The organism is Arthrobacter sp. JCM 19049 (genome assembly GCF_001310435.1).
This window is the reverse complement of sequence record NZ_BAXF01000842.1, coordinates 1-690: the sequence shown is the minus strand read 5'-3', so window position 1 is coordinate 690 and position 690 is coordinate 1. Positions and strand designations below refer to the sequence as shown.

Below are 690 nucleotides of genomic sequence, written 5' to 3'. Positions count from 1 at the left end.
CACCGGCGCCCCGGGGCTGCGGCTGGATGCCTTTGAAACCGTGCTGACCCCGGTGGGGGAGGAATCCATGGCTTGGAACATCGGCGATGAGGGTTTCGAAATGGTGTTGGGCACCTATGTCCCGCACATCATCGACGAGCACATCACCGGGGCGCTGGCCCCGCTGCTGGCCCACGACCCGCAGATCGACTCCGCGGCCACCGACATTGAACACTGGGCCATCCATCCCGGTGGACGCTCCATCCTGGACAAGGTCCAAAAACGGCTGGGTCTGGATGACCGGCAACTGGCCCCGGCGCGCGACGTGCTGCGTGATTACGGGAACATGTCCAGTTCCACCGTGCTGTTCGTCCTAAAGGACATCATGGACCGGCACCTGTCCCAGGCGGATCCCGCGGGGGAGAAGCTGTGCTCCATGGCCTTCGGCCCGGGGCTGACCGTGGAAAGCGCGTTGATGACCCTGCTGCCCGAGCGGGAAATCGAGGTGGAATGAGACGCCAACCCGACGCCGTGGAACAAATGGACCTTCCCGACTGCGACCCACAGCTGCTGGAGCGCACCTACCGGCAATTCTGGCTGGTGAACCGGGTGGTCTCCGGGTGGCGCTCCCTCTACCGGCAGCGGATCCGCCCACTGCTTCCGGCCGGCGGGCGGGCGAGCATCCTGGACATCGGATGCGGCGGCGGGGAC

At 66.1% G+C, this 690-nt stretch carries 1 protein-coding gene and 1 pseudogene; both read left to right on the top strand.

Annotated features, from left to right (window positions below; all coding sequences use genetic code 11):
- A partial coding sequence (locus tag JCM19049_RS16650) for a 3-oxoacyl-[acyl-carrier-protein] synthase III C-terminal domain-containing protein (protein ID WP_279403474.1) occupies positions 1–493 on the top strand: 493 nt, incomplete at its 5' end.
- Positions 494–519: 26 nt separating this feature from the next.
- Positions 520–690 (top strand): annotated as a pseudogene (locus JCM19049_RS21640) (methyltransferase); the annotation flags it as partial.